28 protein-coding genes, 1 tRNA gene and 1 pseudogene are annotated in these 26,947 nt (G+C 64.9%); 19 read left to right on the top strand and 11 right to left on the bottom strand.

Translation table 11 applies throughout. The features are described from left to right. Positions 1 to 529: 529 nt before the first annotated feature. Together ACLMAL_RS25630 and ACLMAL_RS25625 are read left to right on the top strand one after the other, a co-directional pair. On the top strand, positions 530 to 763 hold the full coding sequence (locus ACLMAL_RS25630) for a hypothetical protein (RefSeq protein ID WP_412001408.1): 234 nt from the start codon (positions 530 to 532) through the stop codon (positions 761 to 763). 352 nt (positions 764 to 1,115) lie between these two features. Next, positions 1,116 to 1,316, top strand: a complete 201-nt coding sequence (locus ACLMAL_RS25625; protein WP_406234426.1) for a hypothetical protein — start codon at positions 1,116 to 1,118, stop codon at positions 1,314 to 1,316. Positions 1,317 to 1,389: 73 nt separating this feature from the next. Here ACLMAL_RS25625 and ACLMAL_RS25620 read toward each other — a convergent pair whose 3' ends face one another. Further along, positions 1,390 to 2,478 (bottom strand): DUF4185 domain-containing protein, encoded by a 1,089-nt coding sequence (locus ACLMAL_RS25620; protein WP_412001407.1) that lies wholly within the window; start codon positions 2,476 to 2,478, stop codon positions 1,390 to 1,392. Positions 2,479 to 2,523: 45 nt separating this feature from the next. Here ACLMAL_RS25620 and ACLMAL_RS25615 point away from each other — a divergent pair, with 45 nt between their 5' ends. Then, the gene (locus ACLMAL_RS25615; RefSeq protein WP_412001406.1) at positions 2,524 to 2,760 is read left to right on the top strand and encodes a winged helix-turn-helix transcriptional regulator; all 237 of its coding nucleotides are present in this window, start codon (positions 2,524 to 2,526) and stop codon (positions 2,758 to 2,760) included. An 18-nt stretch (positions 2,761 to 2,778) separates the two neighbouring features. On the opposite strand, the gene ACLMAL_RS25610 is transcribed toward ACLMAL_RS25615, so the two are convergent. Then, positions 2,779 to 4,614 carry an acyl-CoA dehydrogenase gene (locus ACLMAL_RS25610; protein ID WP_412001405.1) on the bottom strand — a complete coding sequence of 612 codons (1,836 nt, stop codon included), beginning with the start codon at positions 4,612 to 4,614 and terminating at the stop codon, positions 2,779 to 2,781. A gap of 301 nt (positions 4,615 to 4,915) precedes the next feature. Between ACLMAL_RS25610 and ACLMAL_RS25605 the strand changes: the two genes are divergently transcribed. Together ACLMAL_RS25605 and ACLMAL_RS25600 are read left to right on the top strand one after the other, a co-directional pair. Further along, positions 4,916 to 5,521, top strand: a complete 606-nt coding sequence (locus ACLMAL_RS25605; protein ID WP_328407202.1) for an alpha/beta family hydrolase — start codon at positions 4,916 to 4,918, stop codon at positions 5,519 to 5,521. A gap of 150 nt (positions 5,522 to 5,671) precedes the next feature. Further along, complete coding sequence (locus tag ACLMAL_RS25600) at positions 5,672 to 6,334, top strand: alpha/beta fold hydrolase (RefSeq protein ID WP_412001404.1); 663 nt, start codon at positions 5,672 to 5,674, stop codon at positions 6,332 to 6,334. Positions 6,335 to 6,386: 52 nt separating this feature from the next. Here the strand turns inward: ACLMAL_RS25600 and ACLMAL_RS25595 are convergent, their stop codons facing one another. From ACLMAL_RS25595 to ACLMAL_RS25580, 4 genes are all read right to left on the bottom strand, one after another. Continuing rightward, positions 6,387 to 7,094 carry a class I SAM-dependent methyltransferase gene (locus tag ACLMAL_RS25595; protein WP_412001403.1) on the bottom strand — a complete coding sequence of 236 codons (708 nt, stop codon included), beginning with the start codon at positions 7,092 to 7,094 and terminating at the stop codon, positions 6,387 to 6,389. A 117-nt stretch (positions 7,095 to 7,211) separates the two neighbouring features. Then, the gene (locus tag ACLMAL_RS25590; protein WP_412001402.1) at positions 7,212 to 7,409 is read right to left on the bottom strand and encodes a hypothetical protein; all 198 of its coding nucleotides are present in this window, start codon (positions 7,407 to 7,409) and stop codon (positions 7,212 to 7,214) included. 163 nt (positions 7,410 to 7,572) lie between these two features. Then, the gene (locus ACLMAL_RS25585) at positions 7,573 to 8,679 is read right to left on the bottom strand and encodes a DUF4185 domain-containing protein (RefSeq protein ID WP_412001401.1); all 1,107 of its coding nucleotides are present in this window, start codon (positions 8,677 to 8,679) and stop codon (positions 7,573 to 7,575) included. 163 nt (positions 8,680 to 8,842) lie between these two features. After that, entirely contained in the window at positions 8,843 to 9,604 is a 762-nt protein-coding gene (locus tag ACLMAL_RS25580) for a crotonase/enoyl-CoA hydratase family protein (RefSeq protein ID WP_412001400.1), read from the bottom strand. A gap of 127 nt (positions 9,605 to 9,731) precedes the next feature. Here ACLMAL_RS25580 and ACLMAL_RS25575 point away from each other — a divergent pair, with 127 nt between their 5' ends. From ACLMAL_RS25575 to ACLMAL_RS25565, 3 genes are read left to right on the top strand one after another with little or no spacing between them, the layout of a single operon-like run. Continuing rightward, a complete protein-coding gene (locus ACLMAL_RS25575; protein ID WP_412001399.1) occupies positions 9,732 to 11,264 on the top strand; it encodes a thiolase C-terminal domain-containing protein in 1,533 nt (510 codons plus the stop codon). After that, the gene (locus tag ACLMAL_RS25570; RefSeq protein ID WP_412001398.1) at positions 11,261 to 12,025 is read left to right on the top strand and encodes a crotonase/enoyl-CoA hydratase family protein; all 765 of its coding nucleotides are present in this window, start codon (positions 11,261 to 11,263) and stop codon (positions 12,023 to 12,025) included. The genes ACLMAL_RS25575 and ACLMAL_RS25570 overlap by 4 nt, the downstream gene beginning before the upstream one ends. 4 nt (positions 12,026 to 12,029) lie before the next feature. Further along, positions 12,030 to 12,674 (top strand): TetR/AcrR family transcriptional regulator, encoded by a 645-nt coding sequence (locus ACLMAL_RS25565; protein ID WP_412001397.1) that lies wholly within the window; start codon positions 12,030 to 12,032, stop codon positions 12,672 to 12,674. Between the two features lie 4 nt (positions 12,675 to 12,678). Here ACLMAL_RS25565 and ACLMAL_RS25560 read toward each other — a convergent pair whose 3' ends face one another. Continuing rightward, positions 12,679 to 13,467, bottom strand: coding sequence for an alpha/beta fold hydrolase (locus ACLMAL_RS25560; protein ID WP_412001396.1), 789 nt, complete (start codon positions 13,465 to 13,467; stop codon positions 12,679 to 12,681). A gap of 162 nt (positions 13,468 to 13,629) precedes the next feature. On the opposite strand from ACLMAL_RS25560, the gene ACLMAL_RS25555 reads away from it, so the two are divergent. The 3 genes from ACLMAL_RS25555 (at position 13,630) to ACLMAL_RS25545 (ending at position 14,595) form a co-directional block, all read left to right on the top strand. Next, a complete protein-coding gene (locus ACLMAL_RS25555) occupies positions 13,630 to 13,854 on the top strand; it encodes a hypothetical protein (RefSeq protein WP_328407184.1) in 225 nt (74 codons plus the stop codon). After that, complete coding sequence (locus tag ACLMAL_RS25550; protein ID WP_379059607.1) at positions 13,841 to 14,140, top strand: hypothetical protein; 300 nt, start codon at positions 13,841 to 13,843, stop codon at positions 14,138 to 14,140. Before ACLMAL_RS25555 ends, ACLMAL_RS25550 begins: the two co-directional genes overlap by 14 nt. A 122-nt stretch (positions 14,141 to 14,262) precedes the next feature. After that, on the top strand, positions 14,263 to 14,595 hold the full coding sequence (locus ACLMAL_RS25545) for a hypothetical protein (protein ID WP_328407180.1): 333 nt from the start codon (positions 14,263 to 14,265) through the stop codon (positions 14,593 to 14,595). 29 nt (positions 14,596 to 14,624) lie between these two features. On the opposite strand, the gene ACLMAL_RS25540 is transcribed toward ACLMAL_RS25545, so the two are convergent. The 4 genes from ACLMAL_RS25540 to ACLMAL_RS25525 all read right to left on the bottom strand — a co-directional run bounded on the left by ACLMAL_RS25540 (position 14,625) and on the right by ACLMAL_RS25525 (position 17,775). Beyond that, entirely contained in the window at positions 14,625 to 15,080 is a 456-nt protein-coding gene (locus ACLMAL_RS25540; RefSeq protein ID WP_412001395.1) for a DUF1905 domain-containing protein, read from the bottom strand. A gap of 107 nt (positions 15,081 to 15,187) precedes the next feature. Next, on the bottom strand, positions 15,188 to 16,600 hold the full coding sequence (locus ACLMAL_RS25535) for an alpha/beta hydrolase (protein ID WP_412001394.1): 1,413 nt from the start codon (positions 16,598 to 16,600) through the stop codon (positions 15,188 to 15,190). 412 nt (positions 16,601 to 17,012) lie between these two features. Then, positions 17,013 to 17,086: transfer RNA gene (locus ACLMAL_RS25530), tRNA-Gly, on the bottom strand. 95 nt (positions 17,087 to 17,181) lie between these two features. After that, a complete protein-coding gene (locus tag ACLMAL_RS25525; protein WP_412001393.1) occupies positions 17,182 to 17,775 on the bottom strand; it encodes a TetR/AcrR family transcriptional regulator in 594 nt (197 codons plus the stop codon). Positions 17,776 to 18,811: 1,036 nt separating this feature from the next. On the opposite strand from ACLMAL_RS25525, the gene ACLMAL_RS25520 reads away from it, so the two are divergent. From ACLMAL_RS25520 to dcd, 8 genes and pseudogenes are all read left to right on the top strand, one after another. Then, positions 18,812 to 18,964 (top strand): hypothetical protein, encoded by a 153-nt coding sequence (locus ACLMAL_RS25520; RefSeq protein ID WP_412001392.1) that lies wholly within the window; start codon positions 18,812 to 18,814, stop codon positions 18,962 to 18,964. A gap of 86 nt (positions 18,965 to 19,050) precedes the next feature. Continuing rightward, the gene (locus tag ACLMAL_RS25515) at positions 19,051 to 20,280 is read left to right on the top strand and encodes an FxsB family cyclophane-forming radical SAM/SPASM peptide maturase (protein ID WP_412001391.1); all 1,230 of its coding nucleotides are present in this window, start codon (positions 19,051 to 19,053) and stop codon (positions 20,278 to 20,280) included. Between the two features lie 15 nt (positions 20,281 to 20,295). Next, positions 20,296 to 22,077: an HEXXH motif domain-containing protein gene (locus ACLMAL_RS25510; protein WP_412001390.1), complete on the top strand. Its 1,782-nt coding sequence runs from the start codon at positions 20,296 to 20,298 to the stop codon at positions 22,075 to 22,077. Continuing rightward, positions 22,070 to 23,329, top strand: a complete 1,260-nt coding sequence (locus tag ACLMAL_RS25505; protein ID WP_412001389.1) for an MFS transporter — start codon at positions 22,070 to 22,072, stop codon at positions 23,327 to 23,329. The genes ACLMAL_RS25510 and ACLMAL_RS25505 overlap by 8 nt, the downstream gene beginning before the upstream one ends. 10 nt (positions 23,330 to 23,339) lie before the next feature. After that, the gene (locus ACLMAL_RS25500; protein WP_412001388.1) at positions 23,340 to 23,534 is read left to right on the top strand and encodes a hypothetical protein; all 195 of its coding nucleotides are present in this window, start codon (positions 23,340 to 23,342) and stop codon (positions 23,532 to 23,534) included. 92 nt (positions 23,535 to 23,626) lie between these two features. Continuing rightward, positions 23,627 to 25,123, top strand: a pseudogene (locus ACLMAL_RS25495) (glycoside hydrolase family 172 protein); the annotation flags it as partial. Between the two features lie 176 nt (positions 25,124 to 25,299). Beyond that, positions 25,300 to 26,070 (top strand): alpha/beta fold hydrolase, encoded by a 771-nt coding sequence (locus tag ACLMAL_RS25490; protein WP_412001387.1) that lies wholly within the window; start codon positions 25,300 to 25,302, stop codon positions 26,068 to 26,070. A 180-nt stretch (positions 26,071 to 26,250) separates the two neighbouring features. After that, a complete protein-coding gene (gene dcd, locus ACLMAL_RS25485; RefSeq protein WP_328407146.1) occupies positions 26,251 to 26,823 on the top strand; it encodes a dCTP deaminase in 573 nt (190 codons plus the stop codon). Positions 26,824 to 26,947 lie beyond the last annotated feature (124 nt).

Genomic DNA, 26,947 nt, shown 5'->3' with positions numbered 1-26,947 from the left:
GGCGGGGCTGTACGGGAATGGCCTGCCGATCACCAAGTGAGCGTTGGCTGTTCGGCTCGAGCGGATAAAGGCGAGTCACCTCACCATCTCCGCGAGTCCGGAAATGTTACAGATAATTCCTGTGAAATACTTCTCAACATAACTTGTGGGTAGCTGGGTACACCACAGTTCTATGGGCTTGCTTCTCGGTTTTCTCGAGATTCGCCCAATGGACCCATTGTGCAAGGTCATTGGTGCGATCTCGGCGTGTGCTCGATGCTGTGCGGCCATCGTGCCAGCTACAGCCCCGCCGGATGACTTGTCGGCGGTGAAGTTTGTGAGGGCGGGTGCGGGGCGGACCGCCCGGTAGCTCGGCTCGAGTCCGATTCCCGTGGATTTCATTTCGAATGACTCGCAACGGTGTGGCAACTTCTTGCCGGGCGGAAGGGTCGCGTAGCTGCTCGCTGGCAGTTGAAGCGTTGTGATAGAACATCTTTCGTCGATAACAAACGTGTTATCGGCGACAGACATTTCTAGGGGTAGATATTCAATGAGCAAGCTTCGCGTGTTCGGTGTCGTCTTTATCGCTGCTGCTGCTGCTGTGATCGGCGCGGGCTCGGGCCTGGCGTCCGCCACCGTCGACCAGGGCATCGTCCTGCAGGAAATCGGCACCGTCGCCCCTGGTGAGCCGAGCCCGGGCGGCACCGGCTCGGCAGCGCTGCTTCCGGCACTTCTCAAGGCGCTGGCGTCCGGCTCGGCGGGCACCACTCCCACGACCCCGTAATTCGCGATACCGAAATTGCCCCACCTCGCATGAGGTGGGGCAATTCTTGTTTCTTGCGTTCGAAACCTGCTGCTGCGCACGGGTTCCCGAGCGGCCGATGACTTAATCGGCGCGGGGCCGGTTCGCAATATCACGAGCCACGAGGCGGTGACCAGTATTCTTCCGCCGCTGATTATTTGTTCCGACGGCGAGCTGCGTCTCCTCGCAGCGAACCACCAGGTCGTGTGCAGAACTGGTAACTATCCGTTTGCATGATGTTCATAGTCACGACCCTGATCGAAAATCTACCGTGATAGAAATGCGCAGACGATCGCAAACGCGGTCGGATGAGGAATAAGGAAGAAGAGTTTTCATGCGCAAGATTCGTCTGTTCGGTGCCGCCGTTGCCGCTGCCGGTATCGTCCTCGCTGGTTCGGGTATCGCCGCCGCCGAGACCCCCGCCCCCGTCCCGGCTCCCACCGGCTCGGGCAACCTCGCCGCCGGTCTTGCGAAGCTGCTGGCGACCGGTTCGGGTGGCGTCAAGCCGCTGCCGACCGCCGCTACGGCAGGCTGATAAGCGCTCGATTGCGCGTCGATCCACAAGCGGCCCGGAGAAATCCGGGCCGCTTGTGTGGTATCGCCATCCGTCACAATGGAGTTCGCAGCAGGATCACGTTGTATTGGGTGTGCACGGTCAGCATGAAGTAGAGGTCCCGCCCGGTCTGGTACGGAAAGATCATGGGCGCGTAGGCAGTCGGTAATGATGGCCCGCTCACGAGCACCTGCGGATCGCCCCATGGGCCCTGTGGAGCCGACGCGGTGCGCATGACAACGGAATTGGCCGGGTCGGTGGTGAGCATGACGAACTTGCCGAGATAATCGTTCCACATCACCGACAGCTCGGCGACATCCCCGACGATCGGCGCCGCGGTCTTCGCGTCACCGGGCTGCCATGCGCCGCCGTCCCAGTATTCATAGCCGTCGATATTCGCGATATCGGCTTCCTTTGCCCTGGAGACGAATCCGGGGTTGTTGCGGCCACCGGGCGTGCCGTAGCGGTAGATATATCCCGCGTCCTTCAAGAAGGCGTTTTGCTGAAACTTTTCGTGGCCGTCCACATTCGCGCGCCGGGTGTTGGTCAGCTGGGCCCAGGTCTGGCCGCCGTCGCCGGAGGCAGCGAGGGTGGAGAAGTTGGTGGCCCACTTGCCGTGGTCGCCCCATTCGCGCACCGACATCATGCTCATGAACTGCACGCCGCCCACCGAGATGCCCGCGGTCGGAATGAAGCTGATCTCGATGCCCGGAATCTTCGGGCTCGGCAGCGGGTTGGGCACCACGCTGTCGAAGATGATGCCGTTGGCCGGGTCCTTGGTGGTGCTGCGGAACAGGACGTTGCTGTTCCAAGCCCAGATGCTGCCCGCGAGCAGGTTGGGCACGCCGAGCCCGGCGCTGTCACCGAAGGCGGTGATCATCCGGCCGCCGCCGTCGTCCCACATGATGCCGAGATCGGTCCCGAGCACGTTGACGTTCTGGGTGTGATTGGGGCTATCGATTCCGGTCACCTGGAAGATCGCCTGGGCCGGACCCGGCAGCCGCGGTAGTCCGCGCGGCTGGCCGTTGAGCCCCGGAATCGGATTGACATTGTTCGGATCGGCGCAGGCCGGACCCGCGAACCCGACAGCGAATGCGACGGCGAGTACGCCGATTCTGGCAAGAGCGGGCAGCGAGCGGTTCATCCAAACGGTCCCTTCGTCGGCACACGCGCGGCTTGCCCGATCATTGTGCCCGCTGTCGCGTCGGATATCCGGCGGCCGGTGTTGTGCCGGCTGCCGACCTATCCGCCACAGGTCGAATACGCGCTGACCGAGCGCGGCCAGAGCCTATCCCTCCCGATCTTCGGGCTGGTCGAATGGTCACGCGATAACCACGAGAGCATGCAGACCGGATCGGCTAGCGCACACAGCGAAAAGCACAGCGGCCCGGAGAATCCGGGCCGCTGTGTTGTGTTCGGTGTGTGATGGCAGTCAGCTACCGCATTAGAACGCCGCTTCGTCGAGCTCCATGATGTCGTTGTCCAGGTTCGACAGGATGGCGCGGGTGGCGGTCAGCTCCGGCAGCACGTTGCGGGCGAAGAACTGCGCGACACCGACCTTGCCGGTGTAGAACGCCTCGTCGGCACCGGTGGCGCCATTGTCGAGGGCCTTGATGGCAACCTCGGCGTGACGCAGCAGCTGCCAGCCGATGAGCAGGTCACCGACGGCGAGCAGGAAGCGCACCGAGCCGAGACCGACCTTGTAGAGCTCCGTCTGGTCGGCCTGCGCGCCCATCAGGTGGCCGGTGAGCGTGGCCGCCATGGCCTGCACGTCCTCCAGCGCGGTGGCGAGCAGCTTGCGCTCGGCCTTCAGGCGACCGTTGCCTGCTTCCGACTCGATGAACTTCTGCACCTGGCCGGCCACGTGGGCCAGCGCGACGCCGCGGTCACGGGCGATCTTGCGGAAGAAGAAGTCCTGCGCCTGGATGGCGGTGGTGCCCTCGTACAGCGAGTCGATCTTCGCGTCGCGGATGTACTGCTCGATCGGGTAGTCCTGCAGGAAGCCGGAGCCACCGAAGGTCTGCAGCGATTCGGTCAGGTACTGGTAGGCCCGCTCGGAGCCGACACCCTTGACGATCGGCAGCAGCAGATCGTTGACGCGGAAGGCCACGTCCTCGTCGGCGCCGGAAACCAGCTGCGCGATATCGGCATCCTGGTGTGCGGCGGTGTAGAGGTAGATGGCGCGCAGGCCCTCGGCGTATGCCTTCTGCATGGCCAGCGAACGACGCACGTCCGGGTGGTGGGTAATGGTGACGCGGGGAGCGGCCTTGTCGGTCATCTGGGTCAGGTCCGCACCCTGAACGCGCTGCTTGGCGTAGTCGAGCGCGTTGAGGTAACCGGTCGAGAGGGTCGCGATGGCCTTGGTGCCCACCATCATGCGCGCGTTCTCGATGACGTCGAACATCTGCGCGATGCCGTTGTGCACCTCGCCGACCAGCCAGCCCTTGGCGGGGATGCCGTGGCCGCCGAAGGTGACCTCACAGGTGGCCGAAACCTTGATGCCCATCTTGTGCTCGACATTGGTGACGAAGGCACCGTTGCGGTCGCCGATGGTCTCGGTCTCGAAGTCGAAGTGGAACTTCGGCACGTAGAACAGCGAAAGACCCTTGGTGCCCGGCCCTGCGCCCTCGGGGCGGGCCAGCACCAGGTGCATGATGTTCTCGAACAGGTCGTCGGAGTCACCCGAGGTGATGAAGCGCTTGACGCCCTCGATGTGCCAGGTGCCGTCTTCCTGCTCGATCGCCTTGGTGCGGCCCGCGCCGACGTCGGAGCCGGCATCCGGCTCGGTCAGCACCATGGTGGCGCCCCAGTTGCGGTCGGCGATGATCTGAGCCCACTTCTTCTGCTCATCGGTGCCGTTGTTGTAGAAGACCTGCGCGAAGCCCGCGCCCGCTGCGTACATCTGGGCAGGCGGGTTGGCGCCGAGGATCATTTCGCCCAGCGCCCAGGTGACGGCGCTCGGCGCGCCGAGGCCGCCCAGCTCCTCACGGACGCCGACCTTGGCCCAGCCCGCGTCTTCGAGCGCGCGGTAGGACTTCTTGAAGGACTCGGGGAGAGTGACGGTGTGGGTCGCGGGGTCGAAGGTCGGCGGGTTGCGGTCACCGTCGACGAACGAGTCGGCCAGCGGACCCTCGGCCAGGCGACGCACCTCGTTGAGCATCTCCTTGACGGTCTCGGAGTCGAGATCGCCGTATGCTTCGCCGTCGAGGAGCGCACCGAGGCCGAGTACCTCGAAGAGGTTGAACTCCAGGTCGCGGACGTTGCTCTTGTAGTGGCCCATGTCTGTCTACTCACTCTCCGTTGAGTTGGTGCGGTCGGTTGCTTGCCGTTCCCGCCCGTTGTCGCCACCGGGTAGCCATCCGGGTTTCCGCATGCTACTCGCGGGTAACTTATGAAACATATTACCGGCCGGTAATGGGGAGGCAAAGGCTCGAGCGGGCAATGTGACGCGGTAAACACCGGAAGGCGTTGCCGCGCCACCGCGGCTCGAGTAAGAGGCGGGTTGCCGACCTGGCTCGACTGCCGAACGAAAGCCCTGTTGCGCTCGATGTTTCCTGATTGCTGGAGCGCTACCGTTGGGTGTGCGAATCGAGACGAGCGCAGGGCCTGCCGAGATCGAGCTCGACAAGCCGCGCACCCCTGCCTTCCTGCTGCTGCTCACGCACGGCTCTGGAGGTGGCGTCGACGCGAAAGACCTGCTCACGGTGCGCGATCGTGCGCTCGAGCTCGGCGGCGCGGTGGCCAGGGTCGTGCAGCCCTATCGGGTCGCGGGACGACGTGCGCCGGGCTCGGCGGTGAAGCAGGACGAAGCCTGGCTCGAGATCGTCGCGGACCTGCGTAAGCGGGTCGCGAAGGTCCCGCTGATCCAGGGTGGTCGCAGCAATGGCGCCCGGGTGGCCTGCCGCACCGCGACCGCCGCAGGGGCAAGCGGGGTGATCGCACTGTCCTTTCCGCTGCATCCCCCAGGAAAGCCGGAGAACACCCGCGTCGAGGAGCTGCGGTCGACCGGCGACATCGAGGTAGTGGTGATCAACGGTGCGCGCGACCCGTTCGGCGTGCCCGATGCCGCCGACGCGACGCTGGTGGAAACCATTGCTGGACAACCGCATTCGTTCCGCAGCGGCTTCGCCGAGATCGCCGACATCGTGACGCCGCCGCTGCGGCGATGGGCCGGACGCGCAGTCTGATAACCACTGCTTCTGGTTCTGAGCAGAACTATCTGTTGGACTTCTGATTTTGGCTCGGTGACGCTGAAAAGCGCTCGGGTCGATGTCGGTAGTGCGCTTGCCTGCCGATCGACGCGGCGACACTCGACACGCGATCCAGGGAGCACGACTTTGGCGACCTACGTTCTCATTCCCGGCATGTGCCACGGTGGCTGGACCTACGAGCCGATCACCGCGCAGCTGCGACAGCAAGGTCATCGGGCCTATCCGCTGACCCTGACCGGGCTCGCCGAGCGCAGTCATCTGCTGAACACCGCGGTGAACCTCGAAACTCACATCCAGGACGTGGTTGGCCTGCTGGAAGCCGAGGAAATCGAAGACGCGGTATTGGTCGGCCACAGCTACGGCGGGATGGTGATCACCGGCGCCGCCGACCGCGTGCCGGAGCGGGTGGACTCGCTGGTCTATCTGGACGCCGTCGTGCCGTCGGCAGGCGATTCCATGTGGAGTCTGGTCTCCGACCGAGAACGGCAGTGGTACCTGGATGTCGCGGAGACCGGCTATGCGGTGCGGCCACTGCCATTCTTCGATCCCCGCGCGACGGGGCATCCGCTCGCCTCGCTGCTGCAATCAATTCGGTTGACCGGCAACATCGCCGCACGCCGCCGGGACTATGTGTACGCGGCGAGCTGGGACGGCCAGTCACCGTTCACCGGCTTCTACGAGCGATTGCGTGCAGACGCGCGGTGGCAGACCCACGCGCTGGACAGCAAGCACAACATCATGCGTGACGCACCGGACGGGCTACTGGCAATTCTGCTCGCGGACCGGTGAGCCGAGCAGAGCGCAACCGCGCCTGCTGAGCGCGGCGCAGGTGGATCGTCGGTCACTCGACGGTCGGGGATTCCAGTGCTGGCTGGTCGGGTATTGCTGCCGATCTGGTCGCGACGACCAGTGCATCGATGGCATCGCGTTCTTCAGTGGGGCGCAGGACGCGGTCGGCGATGCGGACCTGGAGGTGTTCGGATTTCGGGCCGAGGTCGGCGACGATGTCTTCGGGAGTGAAGAGGATGGACAGGTCCTGAGGACCGCCGTAACCGTCGGTGAGATTGGTGGTGTCGTGCCCGAGGATCAGCAGGGTGCCCTCGGGGGCGAGCAGGTCGGCACAGCGACGGAGCAGGGTGCGGCGCTGCTCGGCGGGCAGGTGCAGGAAGACCAGCAGGACCAGCTCGTACGGGCCGGTGATACCCGCCGCGTCGAGGTCGGTGACGTCGGCGCACTGCCAGGTGATGCGGCTGCGCACGGAGCGCGACAAGCGGGTCGCGACGGTGCGGCCTTTGTCGACCCCCACCTGCGAGTAGTCGACCGCGTGCACCTGCCAGCCGTGCGTGGCCAGCCACAATGCGTTTCGACCCTCGCCGCAGGCGAGGTCGAGGGCGCGCGGCAGCATCGGTGCATCGCCGTCCGGGGTGTCGGGCTGCAGCGGGGTGCGTCGCTCCAGCCCATAGACGTGCTCGACCACCGTGCTGTTCGGCGGTGCGCCCCAGACCAATTCACCTTGCGCATACCGCGCGTCCCAATCGGCCGCCTCCATACCCGTCAGTCTATGGACCGGCTGCGGCCGGCTCGCAGCGTTGTGCACGCGGGCCGGGTCATTTCGACGGTGCGAACTCCGGCAGCCAGCGCAGCGGCGTGGTTTCCCGAATGTGGATCAGCACGTCGAACGCATCGATTCGCCGAGCCCGACCACTGTCGCGGCAGCGAGCCGGTCGGTCAATGGTTCGAGGTCGGTGCCACGGTAGTCGGCGTCGGTACCGGTCACCGGATGGGCATTGGCGCGCAACCAGTCACGCACTGCGGAAGTCTCGGCGGATGCGCTGGCATCGGATGCGGGAGCGGTAGTCGTCATGCCGCAAGCCTCATACCTTAATTCCACTCGAGGTCAAGGCGCGCACTGAGGGCTGTGTGACAGCGAAGCCGGGATCCATTGCTGGACCCCGGCTTATGTCGAGCGTTGCGTCCGATCCAGACGCGGAGCCATCGGACTACCCGCGCCGACGCGCGGGCCGTGGTCACAACGTGGTGCGCATCAGGATCACGTTGTACTGGCTGTGGACCGTCGTGAGGAAGTACAGGTCACGACCGGTCTGGTACGGGAAGATCGACGGCGCGTACGCGGAAGGCAGTTCCCTGGTGTCGATCAACACCTCGGGATCACTCCACGGACCCGACGGTGATGGTGCGCGGCGCATCACCACCGAATTGAACGGATCTGTCGTCAGCGCGAGGTACTGGCCGAGGTACTGGTTGTACATGACCGACAGCTCGCCGACGCCGAACATGATCGGCGCGGCCGCGTTGACGTCGTCCTTCTTCCAGCGCTCGCCATCCCAGTACTCGTATTCGGCGAGGTTGGCGATGTCGTTGGCCCGCACGCGGGCGACGAACGCCGCACGGTTGCGCCCGGAGCGGGTGCCGTATTCGTAGACATACCCGCCGTCTTTCATGAAGGCGTTCATCTGGAAGTTGGCGTTGGCCCCTTCATTGGGCCTGCGGGTCTCCGGCAGCTCGGCCCACGTCTCGCCATTGTCGCCGGAGGCGGCGAGGCCGGAGTAGTTCGTGGTCCACTGCCCGACGTCATCCCAGCTGTGCACCGACATGAGGCTCATGTACTGGACGTCGTTGACCGCGATGCCCGCGGTGGGGATGCGGCTTATCTCGATGAAAGGAATCTTGGGGCTGGGGATAAGGTCGCGCGCCTGCCCGAATACATCCCGCACGACACTGTCGAAGAATATGCCGTTGGCCGGGTCCTGAGTATGGCTGCGCACGAGAATATTGCTGCGCCATGCCCACACGCTACCGGCGAGCAAATTGGGGAAACCGAGTCCGGCAGTGTCGCCGAACGCGGTCAGCATTTCGCCGCTTCCGTTGTCCCACATGATGCCGAGATCGGTGCCGAGCACGTTGTAGCTCTGGGTGTTGTTCGGGCTGGCCATGCCGGTCACCTGGAAAACGGCCTGAGTCCGTCCAGTCAGGTTGGGTAGCCCATTTGAGCCGTTGAGCACGGGAAACGGGTTGATTGCGTTTGGGTTTGCCGAGGCTGGGGTAGTCGCTGTGAGGAGCAAGGCCGTGGCACCCGCCAGCGCGGACAGCAGGATGGATCCGGTTTTGGTCAAAGTCTTTGAGCCCTCCGGTTTCTCGCCGAAGCGTGCTCGATGCATCGACCCCCGTCGTGTGTTTCGAGGCACATTTCGACTGGCTGGCAAATCGTTGGAAAATGCTAACAGCCAATCCAGAGGAATTGGTGGGGTTGTGCCATTGATTGGTGAAAGCTGACGACTACTTCGGTGGTTTGTCGGCCTGGGAGGTCGCCTTCCGCACGATCAGCGGCAGCTGAATGGCCCGCTCGATCGCGAAGGTGCGGCGTGCGGAAGCCTGCCAGGACCGATCGAACAGCCGCTTGGCTCCTGCGACGGCGTGCGGGGAGCGGGTCGCGATGCGGTCGGCGAGTTCTTCCGCGGTCGCAACCGGGTCCACAGTGACCTCGGTGATCAGGCCGATGCGCTCGGCGTAGGCGGCGTCGACGAGGTCGGCGGTCATGGTCAGCAGCAGCGCCTTGTCGATGCCGATCAGGCGCGACAGCGTCGCGGCGCCGGTCATATCCGGCACCAGGCCGTGCTTGGCTTCCATCACCGAGAATTCCGCGTCCGGCGTAGCGAATCGGACGTCCGCGGCCAATGCGAGCTGCAGGCCGCCGCCGTAGCAGCGCCCGTGCACCGCTGCGATCACCGGGACCTGGAGTCGACGCCATGCCCAGCAGGCTTCCTGGAAGGTGTTGGTGCCGCGCCAGGGTAGCGGGACGAAGCTGCGTGCGACGGCCAGTGGGTCGTTGGTGGCCTGGGCGACATCGAGGCCGCTGCTGAAGCTCGGGCCGTTGCCGGACAGGATGACCGCCCGGAGGTCTTTGCGGTCGGCGATGGTGTGTGCGGCATCGGCCAGCCCGCGCAGCATCTCGATGGTGAGGCCGTTGTGCTTGTCGGGTCGGTCCAGCGTGACGTAGGCGCGATCGCCGTCGAACCGCAGTGCGATGTCAGTGCCCATTCTCGAATCTTACCCGCGGGTCAGTTCGCGTCGTCGGCCATTGCCTGCCCAGGGTGCCACCTGCTCTAATCGAAACTGTAGTTACCGTCAATGTTGACGGTAACTGGAGCGTGATGCGGAGGAACACATGCTGCCAGCGGGAATGGACCCCCGAACGCCGGTGCTCGTCGGCGCCGGGCAGGTCGTGCACCGGCCGGGTGAACCGGGACTGCCCGGACCTGTCGAACTCGCCGCCGAATCCCTGCGTCGAGCGGGATCCGACAGCGGCACGGGCGACCGACTGCTCCGAGCGGCCGACCTGATCGCCACGGCGGCACCGGTCAGTCGTCCCTACCCGGACCTCGGCGCACTCGTCGCCGCGGAACTCGGCGCTGCCCCGAAGCGGACGGTGCAATCCGCACGGTTCGGTGGCGACGCGCCGCTACGGCTGCTCAACGCCGTCGCGCAGGCGATCGCCGACGGGAACTCCGACGTCGCGCTGCTCACCGGAGCAGAGGCGGTCGCCTCCTGGAACGTCGCGACCCGCGGCGGCGGCACGCTCGACTGGCCCGAGCAGCCCGAAGGTGCGCGACCGACGGACGTCATCGGCTCCGAGCGCGGACCCAACACCGAAATGGAGACCGCGGCCGGACTGTGGGGCCCGGTCTATTTCTATGCACTGATGGAAACTGCCCTGCGCGGACGGCTCGGCCTGAGCGAACAGGAGCATCGGGAGCGGATCGGCGGGCTGTGGTCGCGGCTGTCCGGGGTGGCGGCGCGAAACCCGTATGCCTGGCAGCCCACCGAGCATTCGATCGCGGAGTTGGTGACGCCGAGCCCGGCCAACCGGCTGGTGTCGACCCCGTATCCGAAGCTGCTCGTCGCGAATCTGTCCGTGGATCAAGGCGCCGGTCTGATCGTGTGCAGCGCCGCCGCTGCCGACGCGGCGGGCGTCCCGCACGACCGCTGGGTCTTCCCGCACGGTGGCGCGACGGCCACCGATGAATGGTTCGTCTCGGAGCGGGCGGATCTGGCCGCCTCGCCGGCCATCGCCGCTGCCGGGCAGGCCGCATTAGCAGCCGCAGGCATCGCCATCGACGAGGTGGCGCACCTCGACCTGTACTCCTGCTTCCCGGTTGCGGTGCAGGTCGCGGCCGAGGCGCTCGGTCTGCCGATCGACGATCCCGCCCGGCCGCTCTCGGTCACCGGCGGACTCACCTTCGGCGGCGGGCCGGGCAACAACTACACCACCCATGCCCTCGTGACACTGGTCGGCCTGCTGCGCGCGGACTCCGGGTCCTACGGTCTGGCGACCGCTCTGGGTTGGTACATCACCAAACACGGTGTCGGCGTGTACTCGGCGCGCCCGCCCGCGCGACTGTTTCGGGCCGTCGAGGCAGAAGTGCCTGTCGCACGGCGTGATACAGCGCCCGGCTACACCGGGCCCGCCGTCGTCGAGTCCTACACCGTCGCCTATCGCAAGGGCAGTGGGCCCGACCGTGCCGACGAGCCGGAGGCCGTGGTGATCAGCGCGCTCAACCCCGAGGGCGCACGCATACTGTTGCGGGTGTCCGATGCCGAGACCATCGCGGCGTTCACCGACGGCGATCCGCTCGGCGTCGCCGTCGACATCACAGCCGCACACCAGCTCACCCTGCTCACCGAGAGGACCGCCCGATGACCGACCTGATCCTTGTCGAACGGCGCGATGCCATCACGCTGCTGACCGTCAACCGTCCCGAGGCCCGCAACGCCATCAACCTGGCCACCGCACAGGCCATCGAGGCCGCCGTCGACGAGTTCGAGGCCGACGATTCCGCCCGCGTGCTCGTGCTCACCGGTGCGGGCGCAACATTCAGCGCCGGAATGGATCTCGTTGCGGCCGCCAAGGGCGAGATGCCGATGACACAGCGCCGTGGTCCGCTCGGCATCGCCGCGAAACCACCTGTCAAACCGATGATTTCGGCGGTCGAGGGGTTCGCGCTCGCCGGTGGTTTCGAGTTGGCGCTCGCCGGTGATCTGATTGTCGCGGCGAGCGACGCGCAGTTCGGCATTCCGGAGGTGAAGCGCGGTCTTGTCGCCGCGGGTGGCGGTGTGCTGCGCCTGACCCAGCGCCTGCCGCGGCCGATGGCCGCCGAGCTCGCGTTGACCGGCGGCCGGATCGGCGCCGAGCGGCTCTACCAGCTCGGGCTGGTCAACCGGGTCACCGAACCCGGTGGCGCGTTGGCGGGTGCGTTGGCGTTGGCGGCGGAAATTGTTGCGGCCGCACCGCTCTCGGTCGTCGCGAGCAAGCGGATCATCGACGAGTCGCCGGACTGGAGCCTCGCGGAGGGTTTCGCCAAGCAGGGCGAAATCGCTTTGCCCGCACTGTTTTCCAAGGATGCTGCCGAGGGTGCACTGGCCTTCGCGCAGAAGCGTGAACCGCAGTGGCAGGGACGCTGACACCATGACCGAACGCGTCCGGGAGACGCAGGCGCAGCGCAGGGCACGCATGCGCACCCGCCTCCTGGACGCGGCGGTGGAGAGCCTGGTCGCGGTCGGCTATGCGGGCACGACCACACTCGAAGTGCAGAAGCGGGCCGGTGTCCCGCGCGGCACGCTGCAGCACTATTTTCCGACCAGGGCGGATCTGCTCGCCGGTGCTGTCGAGCATGTTGCTCAGCGTCGATTCCTCCAGCTGACAAGGGAATTCGAGGCGATACCCGCCGAATCCGATCGGCTGGAGACGGCAGTCGAGCTGACCATGCGGATGCTCAGCGGCCCGACCTTCCTGGCCGCGCTGGAAATGTGGGTCGGCGCCCGCACCGATCCGGAACTGCTCGCGGCCTTCCTGCCGCTGGAGCACCGCTTGTTCGATCTGATGCACAACAGCATTCGCGACCTCTTCCGCGCGGAGTTCCCCGACGATCCCCGGGTGCCGACGATCACCGAATTCACCATCGAGATCATGACCGGGCTCGCGCTGCGTGCGCTGCTGACCGGTGATCTCGATCGGAACCGAATCATCCAGCACCGCTGGCGAAATGCGGTGTGCATCCTGCTCGGTACGGCGGAGCCGAGCACCCTCACCGCACCACGGTCGGACCGATAGGGCGCTACGGGCAACCGGCGATCGTGTCCCGCAGCACCTTCGCGCAGGCGGCCGGGTCGTCGTAGAACGGGATGTGCCCGCTGCCGTGCAGGGTGACGTGCCCGGCGTTCGGCAATGCCGCGCGGGCGCGGCGGCTCTGCGTGGCGTAGGTCAGCAGGATGTCGCGATTGCCCCATGCGATCGTGACGGGAATGTCTGCGAGACTGCCGATTTCGTGCAGTTGCGCCTCGGCGAAAGAGGCGAGTGCGTCGTCGAAGGCGGGGGCGTCGATCGCACCGCCCGCGGTGTCGATGGCGATCTGAGCGGACACCGCCCACGGCTTGCCGAAGACGAGGCCGAGAAAGGCGGTCCGGCCTGCGGCGGTCCCGAGGATTGTCGGCAATGCGGATCCGAGCGGGCCCGCCAGCGCTTTGGACTTGCCGAGTGCCTGCTGGCACCAGACACGGCCCGCGGTCTCCCAGAATCCGATCGGGGAGAAGGCGGTCACCGATCGAGCAAGCCCGCGGGCGCCGAGGTTCAGCGTGATGAGCCCGCCCATCGAGTTGCCTGCGAGGTGCGGCCGTTGGATGCCTTGGGCGCTGAGGAAATCGGCCAGCGCATCGGTGAGTGTGTCGACAGTGGTGTGCGCCAGCGGCGCGGAACCGGCGAACCCGGGCAGGTCGACGGCGATGACCTCGAAAGATTCGGCGAGGTTGTCGATGATCGGTTCCCACACCTGCCACCTGCTGCCGATCCCGTGCACGAGGACCAGCGGTTCCCCGGCGCCGACCCGGTGGTGATTCAGCGTCGTCATCCTCGTGATCCCCAGTTCTTCGCGATCGGCCGAATGCGATCACACTAACAGCAGTCACCGGCCATCAGTTTGTATCGGCGTCGCCATAGGATCCCGGTTGCAGCGCAAACTGCACTCGTCGATGACGAGCCGAAACGGGCTCGGGTCGGTACGATAAAAGGTATGGCAACGCGTAAGGTCACCCTTTCGCTGGACGAGGCCGCCTGGTCATTCGCCGAACAGGCCGCGGCCAGAGCCGGTATGTCGCCCTCGGCGTGGATATCGAAGGCAGCGCGCCGCGAAGCCGTTCGCACGGGAGTCGGTCCGGTGCTGGATGTGACGGCCGATGCTGCGGCGGACGAGGCGGAGCTGGCCGCCGCCGAGGAGGCGATGCGTGCGCAGGGGTGAACTGTGGACCTACTACCCCCATGGTTCGCCGCCGCGGCGCCGCACCGTTGTGCTCATCAGTAGCGATGGCATCAACGAGTCGACCAGGCAGTGGCTGATCGCCGCCGAGATACTCGATCAGGATCCGCAGGACATCCTCGCGGTGCCGGTATCGCGGCACGGGTGGGTGCACGCGGGCAATATCGGTCGCATCTACCGTGGCTGGCTCGCCGAGCGAGTCGATGAAATGGAAACCGAAGAGCTCGAACGGCTGGACACCGCATTGCGGGCGGCCATGGATCTGTGACTGCTTCCCCGGGCCGGGAATTTCGGCTCGAGCGGCCACCGGGGCCTCGGTGCGGCATTATCGTTGCGGCGTCTACCAAGTGGCCGCCCTAATGTCACAAGCTTACTGAGAAGAGGAGTCAGGTGCGGATTTTCCTGATCGCCGCGGCGGCTGTCGCGCTGCCGATGCTGGCGGCGTGCGGTAACGACACGGACGCGGCGCCGACCGCGATAACCCAGGCAGATCTCTCGAAGTCGCTGCAGGACAAGGGCCTGCAGGACCCGAAGCTTGCCGAATGCGCGGCAAAGCTCTATGTGGAGCAGGGTATTTCACAGGAGGGCCTGCGCAAGATGACAGGCAGCGAGTACGACACCAAGGTTGTCGACCCGACAACCCTCGGTATGAGCAAGGAAGACGCCGACAAGGCCCGCCAGGCCACCGGCAAGATCGTCAGCGAATGCCTCGCACAGCACTGACCCGATCATGAGTCGAGCCGGTGCGCGGATCAGAGGATGACGACGAGCTCGATGTGCGCCTCGGATCCGGCCGAGAGCTGCTCGGCGATCCGCACCGGCTTCTTCACCGGAAGCACGTAGGTGGCCCGGGACTTGTCCGGGAACAGCGAGGTCGACCAACGGCTACCGCCGATGGTCACCTCCACCTTCACCGCGCCGAACCCACCCGCCCGGTACGAGTACCTCTCCTCGATCTCATCGGCGATGCTCTCGGGCAGATTCACGAAATGCCACGACCCCTGCCCACTGTGTTCCCAGACCTCCGCCGAGAACGAGTACCGCGCTATCGCCACCGCGTGACTGTAGCGAGCGGCGCCGACAACTGGCCGATCGATCGTTGGGTCGGGTACCCGCGCCCGCCCGCTGTTGCCGACCCCAGAAGTGAACGCCGCCCCTACGACGGGGCGGGGAACGTGGTCGAATTCGCTGAGTGCAGCCAACGCCATGACCACGATCTCCTGCTCGGCCGCCATCCAGGACGAACGCGAACCGATTCGAGTCTCCGATTCGTGTTTGCGAACCGAACTGGACGAGGTTCGCGGTATCTACCAGGTCAGGCGGGCGTGCAGCTAGGTGTACTCGGCAATGTCAGGGTGGTCAGGAATTGGTCGGCCGCGGTGGTGGTGCAGGGGGTGCGGTTGTAGACGCCGTGGCCCCAGCCGGTGTAGGTCAGGAGGGTTGCGCGTGGGGTTCGGGCGGCTACCTGGGTTGCCCATTCGTGGGGGGTTGCGGGGTCGTGCAAGGAGTTGACGATCAGGATCGGTGGGCCGTCTTCGATCTGCGGGCGGTGTTGTGGGTTCTGCGGTGGGGTCGGCCAGCCGGAGCAGAGAGTGCCTGCGGCCCAGGCGAAATGGGCGCGCAGGGTGGGGGTGTTGGCATTCTGTTCGCGCCAGAGGCTCAGCCAGTCGTTGTGATCGGTGATGTCGAAGCGCCAGTCGGAGCACAGGATGATCTCCGGCATTGTCGTCGGCTTGCCGGACCGCTCGATTGGGGCAATCGGCATCGGGAGGCCGGCCGGTTGGTCGGTCAGTGTTCGAAGTTCGGTCGCCAGTCGCGGCCATTCGGGCGCATAGAGTCGCTGGGTGACCTTGCGGCTCAATTCGAGTGGGCCCAGCGGGGTGTCGGGCTTTTCCGCATCTCGCAGTTCGCCGCGCTCGGCGCTGGCGAAAAGCTTGCCATAGACGCGGTGGGTGTCGACGCCGTGCAGGACGCACTGCTCGTCGCGCATACACCAGGATGCGAATTCATTGAAAGTGTCTTGGCCCGCACGTGCTTCGCTGGCCAGGAACCCGCGACCGTCCAAGCTGTGATCGTCCACGCTGTCCATCAGCGAGGCACGCAACTGCTTCGGGAACAGCTCCGCGTACGCCTGCGCCGGCATGGTGCCGTAGGAGCGGCTGTAGAGCGTGAGCTGATCCTCGCCGAGCGCCGACCGCAGCGCCTCGACATCCCGTGCGACGCTCGCCGCATCGAGATGATCGATCAGCGGCCCGGTGTACTGGCGGCAGCTTTCCGCGAGATCTCGTGTGTACGAATGAATATCGTCGAACCGCCCGCCGGTGTCCGGCACCATGTTCGGGCGGCTCGCTGCGAGTCCGGAATCGCACTGCACCGAATGGCTGCGCTTGACCCCGCGCGGATCAATGCTGACGATGTCGAACCGCGCCTGCAGCTGCGGCGAGAACTTTCCGCCCCGCAGGATTTCGTCCACCCCCGAAGAGCCGGGCCCACCGGGTAGTGAAACCAGCGTTCCGATCTTCCCTGCGGCATCGTCGGCCCGATCCCGCACCACGGCAATGTCGATTGTCGAACCGTTTCGGTCCGACCAGTCGATGGGCACAGTCACTGTCGCACAGTCGAATTCGACCTTCTCGGGACAAGGCTGCCAGTGCAGTGCTTGCGCTGGACTCGCGGCGGAGGTGCAGGCGGCCGATGCCACCGCGATCAGTGCGGAAGCCAAGCTCACACCGAGTATCTTGCGACGGAAGTGCATACGGATGATCGTCGCCGCGACCCTCGACCGACCACATCACTCCAGCGAGCGATCCCGCCTCACTCTCCGGTACTACCGCGCGGCACACATCTGCGAACAGCCGGATCGCTCCAGCCAACCGCGGTGGCATCGGCGAGCTGCTTACTGCTCAGTGGTCCGGTCTCGAGGAGAGAGACCGCCGAGCGTAGTGAAATGGTTGCTCTGGCAGTGGTCACCAACCGCCATTCCACTACCTTCGATGCCCACCCCAGCGCAGGACAACACCGATACTGGAATCCCGTGGCCGGAATCGAGGAAGGAGGGATTGGCTGCACTTTTGGCTGTACCGCAGACCGAGGCCAATCGGCCTGAAATCGGAATGCCTTGGTAGTGGGGTCTTTTCGTGTGGAGCCGATGACGGGAATCGAACCCGCGCTGTCTGCTTGGGAAGCAGAAGTTCTACCATTGAACTACATCGGCATGTGTTGAGATGCGTCCGTGAGCCTATCAGACCGGTCACTGTGCCGTGCAAGTCCTGGCGTGTCCGGCCTCGTACCGTGCCGACGGGTTCATATCTACTCGGTATCGCCTGAGTGTGGGTGGTTCAGGAGCCGGTCGACGAGTGAATCGGTGTAGTCGTTGCCAAGTGGGCCGGCGCCGAACAGGGTGCGGATGTATATGGGTGCCAGTACGTGGTCCATCAGGTCGATGAGTTCGGGCGAGCGTTCGCCGCGGGCGCGTGCGCGGTCGATCATGCCTTGCATTTGGCAACCACGTCCAGCAACGAGTTGATCGCGGGCGGCGCGGCCGATTTCCCCGGCGTTGGATAGGGCAATGGCCAGGCGCAGGACCGCCAGCCCGTCTGGTCCCCCGACGTCGCGTGCGACGCCTTCGGCGTAGGCGCGCAGGTCCTCTCTCAGGCTGCCGGTGTCGGGGATCGGCGAGTTGTCAGTTAGTCGAGCGATTGTTACTTCCGTGGTCAGGGCCTCGAGGCTGCCCCATCGGCGGTAGATGGTGGTGTCGGCGACGCCCGCCCGTGCGGCTACTTCGCCGATGGTGAAAGTGCCGTACCCACGCTCGGCCACCAGGTCGGTGACCGCCTGATGCACATCGGACCGAACCCGGGCGCTGCGCCCACCAGGGCGCCGGACCTTTTCCTGTTCAGCCATGTCGCCACCTTAATGCAGTCAAGTCTTGTGTTTATTAGACGGTCCGCTTACAGTTCTTAACGCAGTAAATATTTGCAGTAGGAGGCAGTGATGGGTCGGTGCCCTTTCTCGGCGACCGGCAGGAGACGGTGTATACCGTCGGATCGCCGACGGCTGGGATGTTTTTGGTGAGTCGGTATCAGTAGCCGGCGGATGCTCGATCCGGTCCGGTGATGCGGATCCTTGACTCTCCCCTTACTGGATGGTGTTCGCTCGGGGGTATGACAGCGACCGTCTCCATCGGGGAGTTCGTCGGCCCGATCTATTTCAGCGTGAAGGCGCTCCGCCACTACCATGCGAGTAAATGATGAATTCGAGCGACTCGCAAAGGGATGAGCCTCGGCCTTACGCACATGTCGAGTCCGGAGTCCTCGGGTGTGTGGGCTGCGTTGAAAAGTCTGGCGTACTGCAATGGAATTCGCCTGCCGTTCGGACGGCGACTATCTAGAAGGAAGAGGTATTGCAGTGGGAAGTCTTGTGGAGCTCGCGAACCTGGATCCGCACCAGTTGGCAGCCGGCGTCAGTCCGGCGTTACGGGCTGCGCTCGAGCGCAATCGGGTCAAGGGTGGCTGTGAGCGTCATCCTTTCCAGTCATTCATCAACCCGGTTGAGTAAACCCCAGAGGTAGGCATCGGCTGTCGGTGGCTCGACATCAGGGCCATCGCTGTCAATCGTCGTGAGAGTCCCGCCTGACCCATCATCTGAATCAATTGCGACAGATGCATCGTGGTCGAAGCGGTGCGCACAGTTTTTTTGCCGATTGTGGTCGGACTATTCGCGATCCTATTGCTACTTTGTGCTGTCGAACGCGGATGAAGATTCTCATCGGTGAATATTTCTACGACGGCAATCTCACTGTGCCGCCATAGAAATCAGGCCGGGCGGCTATTCGTCGTCCGGTGAAATCATTACCTGCATCGGATTCGATTTTGTCCTCGGGATTCTAGCTGTAGGAATTCTCGTTTCCTTTCGGGTGAGAAGATTAGGAGATATCGCAATGGGAAATCTTGCCGAACTCGCCGGCCTGGATCCGCAGCAGTTGACCGCTGATGCCAGTCCGGCGCTGCGAGCCGCGCTCGAGCGTCAGCTGACCAAGAGCGGTGCCGAGCGGAACCACCCGTTCAACTCGTACATCAACCCGGGTAGATAAGCCGCAAGAGAGCAAGCATCGACCGCGGGTAGGGACCCGTCTTCGGACCTATCCGCGGTCGAACGCAGGGCGCGAGGGAGCAAGAGATGGAACCGGTGTCGCTGTCGTTGGAACCTTTTCGGGAGCAGGCCCGATGGCCCGTTGCCGGGTTGGATGTCGCGGAGTTGGTTCGCGGCGGTTGGCAGCCGCTGCCGTTCGTGCAATTCGTGGTCAAGATCCATAGTCGGTGCAATCTGGCCTGCGATTACTGCTACATCTACGAGATGGCCGACCAAGGTTGGCGCGATCAGCCGAAGACGATGGGCCGCAGTGCTTTCGTCGATGCCTGCCGGATGATCGGCGAGCATGCCCGCGCCTTCGCGTTGCCCGAGGTCGACCTCGTATTCCATGGCGGGGAACCGCTTCTCGTCGGACATCGAGACCTGGAGTTCTTTGCCGAACAGGCCAGAGAATTACTGGAGCCGATCACCGCGGTGCGACTGGGCATGCAGACCAATGGTGTGCTGCTCGACGACGAGTTTCTGCGGATCTGCGATCGATGGGATATCCGGATCGGGGTGAGCATCGACGGTGGTGAAGAAAGCAACGACCGGCATCGCCGCGACCGGCGGGGTGTCGGCAGCTACGCGCGGGTCGCCGCGGGGTTGGCTCAGCTGGTTGCCGACGATCGGCGCTACCTCTTCTCCGGGCTGCTGTGCACGATCGATGTCGCGAACGACCCACTCGAGACCTACGAGGCGCTTGTGCAGTTCAACCCGCCTGCCGTCGATTTCCTGCTACCGCATGGTAATTGGACTACTCCGCCGCCGGCGATGGGCGCATCCGGCACGCCGTATGCAGACTGGCTGATCGCAATATTCGATCGTTGGTATGACGCACCGATGTTGGAAACCCAGGTGCGGCTCTTCGATGGCATTATCGAGCTTCTGCTCGGTGGACAGTCCGCATTGGAATCCGTTGGGCTGGCCCCTATTCGGCTGGCTGTGATCGAGACTGACGGCACCCTGGAGCAGGTCGACGAACTGAAGTCGACCTTCGCGGGAGCGACCAAGTTGCACACCAGGGGCGAAGGTAATCCGCTCGATGAGGCGATGTGGGAACCCTCGATGGTGGCTCGCCAGATCGGGCTGGAGGCATTGAGCGAGACGTGCCTGGCCTGCCCGGTGCGCACAGTATGCGGCGGCGGGCACTATGCGCACCGATATCGCGCGGACAACGGCTTTCGGAATCCGTCGGTGTACTGCGCCGACTTGTTGAAGTTGATCAACCACATCGGGTCCCGCGTCCAGGCAGACATCGACCTTACCCGCGGCTAGAGACTGGAAATCATCATGTCCACAACGCAATCCGGAGTCGACCATGCCATCGCCGACCTGGGCTCCGGCCACGGCGGGGTGCGCTCCGTCGCGACGCTTTTGGACGGCACAATCACGGCGCGGATGATCCTGCTGCGCACCCTGATCGCCGAAACCACCGCGCGTCGGCCCGAGATCGCGGACCGCGCTGGACTTTCCGCAGCCTATCGGTCTCTTGCCGATTTGCAAGGTACGCATCCGGCCGAGGTCGTCGCCTTGCTGTCCTACCCGCTGACCGGCCAATGGCTCGCGGATGTCCTGCCGCGCCTCGACGCCGAGTCCGATGCCGCATCGACCCCGCTGTGGGCCGACTGCGGCTACCTCGGCTGGCTCGCCGCGGCCGGTGCCCTCGCCTGCCTGCCCGAGGGGTCGATGACGCTCGTCGTCCGTCACGGTGCGGTGATGCTGCCGGGCATCGGCCTGGCTCGCCTCGGTTCCACCGAGGACTGTGGTCAGTGCGAATTATACTGGTGCAGTGGCATATTGAGGTTCACCAACGGAACCGACACCGTCGTCGTCGCGTCTCTCGATGACGAGTCCCACCCGGGATGGCTGCCGATGCGGCGGGTGCGTGGGGCCGGGGATGAACAGGAGGTGTTCCTCGACGACCTGGATCCTTTTCGTAGTCTCTCCGACACACAGCCCGCACCACCGAGGCTGACGGCCTCCGAAAGCGAGCAGTGGCAGCAGGACTTCGCGGGAGCCTGGGACCTGCTGCACCGTGATTTCGATCGGTACCTGGCACCGATGCGCAGGTGTTTGCAGACCCTGGTACCGCTGAACGTGGGCCCACTGGCGGCGAGCACCAGCCACACCGCAGCCCCTGGTTGCGTCTATACGACCGCCCCGGCTGATCCATGCCAACTGGCGCTGACGCTGATCCACGAGATCCAGCACACCAAATTCAACCTGCTGACCGACCACGTCATCATGTTCGAACCCGATCCGACCTACCGGTACTACGCGCCGTGGCGCGACGACCCTCGGCCGATTTTCGGCCTGCTGCATGGGATTTACGCATTCTTCGGTGTCACCGACTTCTGGCGAATTCACCGCAATGCCGAGTGTCACCGATCCCTGGAAGCGCACGTCGATTTCGCGTTGTGGCGGAATCAGGTGAAAGGGGCGATGGCGCAGGCTATGGGTTCCGGGTTGCTCACCCCTTCGGGTGAAGAGTTCCTGCGTACCCTTGCGGCTGGTATGCGTGCGTGGTCCGAGGAAGTCGTGCCCGGCGCAGCAGCGCACGCCGCAGCCGAAGTGTCGCTCGCACACCGGACATTCTGGCAGGTGCGAAATCTGCGCGTCGAGAATATCGGCGAACTAGCCGCAGGGTGGGCTGCGCGAGCCGCGCGGCTCGACGTCCTGCCATCGGCGGTCCTGATTTCGCAGCAGAGCGTGTCGGCCGAAGATCGGAGTCTGCACCTTGCGGTGCAGCTGAAGCTGGCTGATTATGACGCGGCCGTGGCGGTGTCCACGGCGCAGCAGCCGGACGGCGACCATGCCTACCTGGCCGGTGACTTGGCCGAAGCGGTCGCGCGGTACACGAAGCAGTTGCGGTCCGAGCCGTTGCGGCCGCAGCTGTGGGCCGGGCTGGCGCTGGCGCTGCCGAAGCTGTACCCGGACAACGATTTCAGCATCCTGAACAGCCGGGCCGAGGTGGCGGCCACCCTCTATGGAGAGATAGGGTCGGACACCGACGCGGCCGAACTCGTCCAACTGCTCCACTGGCTATCGCACGAACCCACAGTCTATGGGTAAGTCCGGAATCCACACCAATCGGAATTTCCTTTTGCTGTGGTCCGGAAACGCGACGTCGTTGGTGGGTTTCCACGGTGTGCGTATCGCCTATCCACTGCTGGTGTTCGCGGTGACCGGCTCACCCGCCGCTGCTGGGTGGATCGGGTTCGCGCTGCACTTGCCGAGCCTGGTTTTCCAGCTTCCCGCAGGTCTGCTCGCCGACAGTTCGAACCGGATCGCAACTCTGATCCGGTGTCAGGCCCTCGGGTTGAGCGTTACCTGCCTGGTCGCGATGGCAGTGGCGGCAGAACTTCCGAATCTGTGGCTGATACTTCTGGTCGCCGCGTTCATCGAGGGCACCGTCAGCGTTTTCGTCAGCATCAGCGAGCTGGGTGCGATCCGCGATGTGGTGTCGGTCGAGCAGCGACCGGCGGCGTTCTCATTTCTCGAGGCCGAGCAGCCCATCGCGATTCTGATCGGGCGGTCGGTCGGTGCCGCCGTCTACGGTGTGGCCCGTTGGCTGCCGTTCGTCGCCAACGCGGTGTCCTACCTGTACTGCCTGATCACACTGCTGTTGATCCGATCGAATTCGACTGTGCCGCAACCGCTCGCCGAACCCGCCGGCCGCCCGCCCCGCCGCGGTGTCGCCGACGGTGTGCGGGTTGTATGGAACGATTCGTTCCTGCGGAAGTCGACGACGATGATCGGCTTGTCCAACATCGTCATCCAGACTGTCCTGCTGCTGATCCTGCTGGAACTGAAGGACAGCGGTCACCCAGCGTGGACCGTCGGCGCAGTGCTCGGAATGGCGGGAGTGGGCGGCATCAGCGGTGCAGCGCTGGCGTCGTGGCTGACCGCCCGCATTCCGGCCCAGCGCGTCTATAGACGGGCGCTCTGGGCCTGGACCGTGCTCCTGGTGCCGATCACCTTCAGCGCCAACCCCTTTGTGCTTGCCGTGTGCTGGTGTGGGGTCGGTGGGGTCGGTGTCGTGAGCAATGTTGCGTTGACCATCTACCGGGTCGGCGTGATACCCGAGCACATTCTCGGTCGCGCCTGCGCGACTATGGACCTGTTCTGCGACGGTGCGGTTGCGATCGGTGCCCTCGGCGCGGGTTATCTGCTGTCCGGACCGGGTGTTGTCGCGACACGGTGGATCGTACTTGCCGCGATGTTCACGCTCGCGGCGTACGCGGGCACCGGTGGCGCGGGCACTCGCCATGGGATGTCCAGTAGGGACCACGCGGCGGAATTGCCCAACACGCGACGAGACTAGCGTCTGCTCGATGCGGCTTGTCAGCCGCACAGTGACAATCTCGACGACGAAGGTTGTCTCGCTGCTGGAAACCCTGATTCACTTCGACGTCACGGCCCCGGGCGGGGTCCCCCTGTCGACATTGCCGCACGCAAGAGCCGACACGCCCGATATCCACAGTGCTGCCGGTACGGCGGGAACCATGCTGAGGATCCGGATTGAATAGGTGGATGACCACTTCCGTGTTCGAGCCGTAGGGGCTCCTTCGTGGCGAATGGCTTTCCGGTGCGGCTGCTGGTCCGGATGTTGGGTGCAATGCTGCTCGGCGCCGCCGCGGTATGTGTTGGGGTAGTACAGGCGGAGCGGGAGGTCCTGGACGTCCCGGACGTTGTGGTTGGTTGGGAGACCTATCGGCGACTGGATCAGTTGCCGTATCTGGGTGTCGGAGTGCAGACGTCGCAGTACTCCAGTTTCGATCGGAGCGGCGGCAACGACGATGGTGATGGTGGCTGTCTGCGTGACGGTGGGGTCGGGTGTGTGGTGGCGGAGGATCGTGGGCCCGGGGAGGTCGATTCGATCTGGTTCACCAAGGACGGGGGAGATGTCACGGCGCTCGGGAACATTCGGATCGAGCTGGATGGCCGCACTGTTGTGGATGCGCCCTTGCAGGCGGTGGTAGACGGCGCACTCGGCGCTCCATTCGTGTTTCCGCTGGTGGCGAATGCCATGCAATCTCCCGGCGGGGTGTACATCAAGGTGCCGATGCCGTATCGGGAGTCGATGCAGATCAGTGTGGCGACAGATTTGCAGTACTACCACGTCACTTACCGTCATTTCCCCGATGCAGAGGTGGTGGCGACCTTCGATCCGGGCGATCGGGCGGACGACGTCCTGGCGGTTTTGCAGGCGGCAGGTACTCGGGATCCCAAACCGGCCGTGCCGGGTGCTCGGGCGCAGACCGGCGCCATCGATGTGCCCGCGAACGCGGACGTGCCGATCGCGTCGGCGACGGGGCCGGGCAGCGTGACGGCACTGCGGTTGCGGCTGCCGGTTGCGGCATCGGCGGCCGCGTTGCGTCTCCGAATCGCTTTCGATGGAAGCGAGTCGGTCGACGCGCCGCTCGCGGAGTTCTTCGGTGTCGGGCTCGGACCCGCGGTGGCCGTCCGATCGCTGATGTTCGCGGCGGACGCCGAGCCGGGCGGGTGGTTCTCGGCGTGGTGGCCGATGCCGTTCGGCCGCAGTGTCGAGGTGGCGTTGGTCAACACGACCGAAGAGGCGATCCACGGCGTCGACACCGAAGTGGTCATCGCGCCGGACCGGCAGTGGGGTCCTGCGCTGGAAAGTGGCGACGCCGGATACTTCACCACGCGATCCTCCGCAGGACCGACCACGCCCGGCCGCGACTGGTCGTTCGTGGACGAGGTGGGGCACGGCAAGTTCGTCGGGGTCGCACATTCGATGAGCGGCCGTCGGATCGAGCCGTTTCCGGGCGACCAGCGCCCACATTTCCTGGAAGGCGACGAGCGCGTTTATGTCGACGACTCCTCGGTACCGCAACTCCACGGCACCGGCACGGAGGACTTCTACGAGGGCGGCTGGTTCTTCGACCACGGCACCCGCTACAGCCTGCCGTTCACCGGGCAGCCGAGTGTCCGCGCCACCGACGATCGATGCCGGGACTATTGCGTGACCGCCTATCGCCTGATGCTCGCCGAAGCGGTGGACTACCGATCCAGCTTGCGCTTCGGTATCGAGCACGGCCCGGCGAACGACGAGCAGGCCGAATACGGTTCCGTCGCATTCCTTTACACACAGACCTCGATCGACGCCCTGCATCATCCGTAACCCCTGTCGAAATCCCTTGTGGCACAACACTCATCGGGGTCGGGCATTCGCGTTTGCGTCGAGCGATGACGGCCGGGCTACAGGTTAGACGTTTGTCTTGTACATATGTGTTGCACAAATGTCTGAATCTCTGTAGCGTTTCGTGCATGCACAGAAACGAACTCACCATCGACGGCCGCCGGATCTCCTATCTCGATGCCGGCGGGGACGGCAAGCCACTGCTTGCCATGCACGGCCACCTCGAAGAGGCGGCGACCTGGGCGCAGCTCGCCGCCGATCTCGCGCCGCAGTGGCGGGTCATCGCGCCTGATCAGCGTGGGCACGGCGACTCCGATCGCGGGCCCGACTACTCGCTGGAGGGATATGTGGCAGACGCTGTCGCGGTGATCGAGCACCTAGGAGTCGGCCCCGTCGCGATTCTCGGCCACTCGGGCCGCGGGATCACGGCCATGCGCCTGGCCGCCCAACGTCCGGATCTGGTCTCCGTGTTGATCGTCGAGGAGATCGGTGCGGTCCATGTGAGCACCGGTGCGCTCGATTTCGTACTCGGCTGGCCGCAGCAGGCGCCGACCAGGCAGGAACTGCTCGATGCGCTCGGGTTCGCGGCACCGATGTTCGCCGAGGTGCTGCGTGAGAATCCGGACGGCAGCTGGCGGCTGCCGTTCGTCCCGCAGGACATGGTCGACTCCGAAAACCTTGTCACCGGGGACTATTGGGCCGACTGGCTCGGCAGTACGTGCCCGGCCCTGCTCATCGTCGGCAACAAGCGGCCGTGCGTCGATCCTGCGCTCGCTCAGGCGATGGTCACCAAAGGTGCGAACACAACGCTGGTTACCCTCGATACCGACCACTTCGCGCACCAGGGCGATCCGGCCGGATTCGCAGCGGCTGTGCGCAATTTTCTCCAGGCGCAGTAGTTCGACTGCCGTTATCGAGGGTAGTCAAATGGTGGTTGATCTGTGGTTTTGAGCCGTCATCTGACTGCGCTCGATTGGTGGGGCGCCATGTGGACTGCGCTCGGGGGTGCTGTTTCTGTGGTTGCGGTGGGTGGTGTGTGCGGCTGAAGGGGGAGATCAGGGAGGCAGTAGTCTCGTCGCGTGCTGCTTTCCGATCGTGACATCCGTGCGGAGATCGCCGCTGGGCGTCTCGGCGTCGAGCCGCTCCTGGAAACCTTGATCCAGCCGTCGAGTATCGACGTGCGACTGGATCGAATGTTCCGGGTGTTCGATAACACCCGCTACACCCACATCGATCCGGCGCAGCGTCAGGACGAGCTGACCAGCCTGGTCGAGCCCGGCGAGGGTGAGCCGTTCGTGCTGCACCCGGGTGAGTTCGTACTCGGCTCCACCCTCGAGGTGTGCACGCTGCCCGACGACCTGGCCGGACGACTGGAAGGCAAGTCGAGCCTCGGCAGGCTCGGCCTGTTGACGCATTCGACGGCGGGCTTCATCGATCCGGGTTTCAGCGGCCACATCACCCTCGAGCTGTCCAACGTGGCGAACCTGCCGATCACGCTGTGGCCCGGCATGAAGATCGGTCAGCTGTGCCTGCTCCGGCTGACGAGCCCGGCCGAAAACCCGTATGGCAGTGCAAGCACCGGGTCGAAATATCAGGGTCAGCGCGGTCCGACACCGTCGAAGTCCTACCTGAACTTCCCGCTGCCGACCTAGGTTCTGTCTCGAAGTCGTGAGGGCGGGCCTGCGGCTCGCCCTCACGACTGCCGCAACCATTGATTGATCACCGCGACATGGATCGTGGCCTGGTAACGAACCGCGAGCTTGTCGAACCGGGTAG

Origin of the sequence: Nocardia sp. CWNU-33 (genome assembly GCF_046764895.1) — a bacterium.
Lineage (GTDB): Bacteria > Actinomycetota > Actinomycetes > Mycobacteriales > Mycobacteriaceae > Nocardia.
Note: the sequence above shows the minus strand (reverse complement) of the source record. Positions and strands in the feature narration are given on the sequence as shown.